General features: G+C 71.6%; 4 protein-coding genes. All 4 read right to left on the reverse strand.

What is annotated here, in order from left to right:
• Positions 1–198: 198 nt before the first annotated feature.
• Entirely contained in the window at positions 199–1,482 is a 1,284-nt protein-coding gene (locus tag PROKR_RS09125) for an MFS transporter (protein ID WP_036962320.1), read from the reverse strand.
• Between the two features lie 10 nt (positions 1,483–1,492).
• Positions 1,493–1,825, reverse strand: coding sequence for a hypothetical protein (locus PROKR_RS09130; protein WP_036962323.1), 333 nt, complete (start codon positions 1,823–1,825; stop codon positions 1,493–1,495).
• Positions 1,822–2,748, reverse strand: coding sequence for a DUF6772 family protein (locus PROKR_RS09135; protein ID WP_036962326.1), 927 nt, complete (start codon positions 2,746–2,748; stop codon positions 1,822–1,824). The genes PROKR_RS09130 and PROKR_RS09135 overlap by 4 nt, the downstream gene beginning before the upstream one ends.
• A 108-nt stretch (positions 2,749–2,856) precedes the next feature.
• Positions 2,857–3,302 (reverse strand): WS/DGAT domain-containing protein (locus PROKR_RS09140; protein ID WP_036962329.1); only part of this gene is annotated, 446 nt, incomplete at its 5' end.

Raw genomic sequence — 3,302 nt, forward strand, 5'->3', positions numbered from 1 at the left:
GGCGACGTCGGCCAGCCGGACCGGCCCGCTCCGGGGCCCTGGCCCTGGCCCAGCCGCCGCCTGCGGCCCAGCCCCCGCCCACAGCCCTTCCGTCGCCTGCTGCCCGGAGCTGTCCATGTGCCCACTATGCCGGGCGGGGAAGGGCGGCGGCCAACCGGCCGCCATCCTTCCCCGCTGGTCAGACACGGTCAGCCGCGGTCAGACCCGCGCCGACCGCGCGGCGACCCGTGTCTCCGGGAGCAGGAACATCCCGAGCGCGGCGAGCGCGCACAGGACGGCGCAGTACAGCGCCACCAGCCATGATCCGCCCCCGGCCGCCGCTGTCAGCCAGGCCGCGACGAACGGCAGGGTGCCGCCCACGAGGGCGCCGGTGATCTCGCGGCTGAACGTGACGCCGGTGTAGCGGTGGCGCACGTCGAACAGCTCCGACATGAACCCCGACTGGGCCGCCAGCATCGCGTCGTTGCAGAACGTGAAGAGCAGCACCAGGGCGATCCAGACGAGCACGGGGGTGCCCGTGTCGAGCAGGAAGAAGAAGGGGTAGATCAGCGCCACCGCGCCGAGCGCGCCGGTGAGGAACACCGGGCGCCGTCCGACCCGGTCGGAGATCCACCCGGCCAGCGGGATCGTCACGAGCTTGAGCAGGTTGCCGATCAGGATGCCGGTCAGACCGATCCACGCGGGCGCACCCACCGTCGCGGTCAGGTAGGTGAGCGCGTAGACGGACGGCAGGTAGCTGGCGACGTTGGGGCCGATGCTCGCGAGCATCGCGAACGGGATCCTGCGCCCGGCCGTGCGGAACAGCTCGCCGATGGCCACCCGCGGCACGGCACCCTGCGCCTTGGTGCGCTCGTACTCCGGGCTCTCCGCCACCCGCAGCCGGATGACGACGCCGGTGATGCTCACGGCGATGCTGAGCAGGAACGCGACGCGCCAGCCCCAGGACAGGAACGCGGCCTCCGAGAGCGTGGCGCTCAGCAGGGTCAGCACGCCGGTCGCCAGCAGGGCGCCGACGGCGTTGCCCGCGCCGGGGATCGCGGCGTTGAGCCCGCGAGCGCCGTCGTGGGAGTGCTCGGCGGCGAGCAGGGTGGCGCCCGCGTACTCGCCCCCGGCGCCGAAGCCCTGCACCACGCGGAGCACGACGAGCAGCACGGGCGCGGCGATGCCGATGCTCGCGTGGCTGGGCACCAGCCCGATCAGGGTCGAGGAGACGCCCATGAGCACGAGGGTGAGGAAGAGCATCTGCCGGCGGCCGTACCTGTCGCCGAGGTGGCCGATGATGAGTCCGCCGACGGGCCGCGCGAAGAACCCGACCGCGAACGTGGCGAACGACGCGAGGGTCGCGAGCACCGGGTCCTGGGACGGGAAGAACACGGCGGGGAACACCAGCGCGCTGGCGGTGCCGTAGAGGGAGAAGTCGTACCACTCCAGTGCGGTGCCCACGGTGGCACCGACGGTGGCCTTGTTGATCCGGAACGTCATCGTTTCCTTTCTAACCTTTCAGTGCCAGGCGCACGGACACGGTGGCGGACGCCGCCTCGCCGTCGGCCTGCCGTGCGGTCCCGGCCAGGCGGAGGAATCCTCCGAAGTGGGTGACACGGGCGAACGTGGTGCTGGTGGTCTTAAGGACGGTGCCCTCGTCGATCCAGCGGATGCCGTCGGGGCTGATCTGGACCCGGAGCTCGACGCCGGTGCCGGGCTCGGGGTCGTGGAGCTCGACGAAGAAGATGGCCTCGTCGGCCCAGCCGCACTCGTACGGGTGGGTCTCGATGGTCTGGTCGAAGGGCTGCCGGAGCTCGATCACGGAGGTGTAGAAGGTCTTCATGCCGCCTCCCCCCGCTCGACGGAGACGACTACCGAGTCGAGGAACAGGGAGACCCGGCGATCGGTGTCGGCCTCGACGAAGAACACCGGGTTGAGCAGGCCCTCGATGTCGTTGTACGCCGGGGCCAGGGTGGGGTGGGCTCCGTCCGGGAAGCGGAAGCTCCGCCCGCCCACGCGGAACTCCTCGTAGGAGCGGTTCACGAGGTCGACGGTCAGCGAGAACGGGGTCCAGTTCAGCTTGTCGTCCGACTCGTTGTAGATCAGGTGCTGCTCGCCGTCCTCGAACCAGGTCGTGGCGACCGTGGACCCGTCGGGGCCGCGCTCGCCGAACCACTGCGGGTCGACGCCGGCCTTGTGCCAGCCGTCGGCGCCGTAGCTCCACTCCTCGTCGGTGGCGTCGGTGGGGCTGTAGTACTGCCAGCGCCGCACGGGCTCGCCGTCGACGGCGTTCACGTAGCGGACGCCGGGCATGTAGCGGTGCTCGTCGTCCTGCAGGTCGACGAACATGCCGAACGCGCGCAGGTCGTCGACGCCGAGGCCGGGGCGGTCCTGCTCGACCTTGTGGGCGAGCAGGGTTTCGATCCGCAGCCGCCGCGCGTCGCCGGGGACGGCGAGCCGCTTGATCGCCAGGCCCATCGAACCGGCAACAGGGGGCTGGTCGGCCGGCGCTGCGGCGGCGCGGCTGGAGATCTTCAGGGAATAGGTGCCGCTCGCGGAACCGTGCGTGCCGCCGAAGGCGAAGGTCGCGGAGCTGAGCATCGTCGGCCCCCAGTGGATCAGGTCGATGTCGGCGGAGTGCTCGCGGAACCCGGGGGCCACGAAGTTCGGGCGCAGGTCGAGCCACCCGCTCATGCCGTTGTCGAAGTCGTCGGCCACGAGGATCCGTGGGAGCGGGTCGAAGAAGCCGGAGAGAAAAGAGGTCATGGGCCAGCCGTTCTGGTCGCCTCAGGGCGACATTGCCAGTGAACAATCGATTTATCAGTTGTACGCGGATGGGCTGACGCCTGTCAACAGGGTCTTGCCGGAGCGGGGTCAGCCGAGCGCGGCCACGGCCGCCAGCTCGTCCCCGAGTGCCCGCCCGACGACGGCGGCGGGGAGCACGCCCGCGTCGCAGTGCACGGCGCAGCGGAGCACACCGTCGTACGAGATCGCCGCGACGCCGAGGCGCACGTTGCCCCCGAGCGCGGCCACGGGCCAGATCTGCTCGACCCGCGCTCCCGCCAGGGTGAGCGGGTGCGCGGGGCCGCGCACGTTCGTCACGAACATGACGACGAGCCGCTGCCGGCGCGAGAGCCGCCCGAACAGCCAGGTACCCGGGCGCGTCCGGGTCAGCTCGAACGTGCCGCGCGTGCGCGCCTCCGCCTTGGCCGTGCGGGTCAGCCCTGCGACGCGACGCAGACGGCCGGCGAGGTCGCCCGCTTCGGCAGGCAGCGGCACGAGCATGACGCCGACGGCGTTGCCCGACCGGCCCCGGTGCG

This window comes from Promicromonospora kroppenstedtii DSM 19349, from assembly GCF_000515355.1.
Lineage (GTDB): Bacteria > Actinomycetota > Actinomycetes > Actinomycetales > Cellulomonadaceae > Promicromonospora > Promicromonospora kroppenstedtii.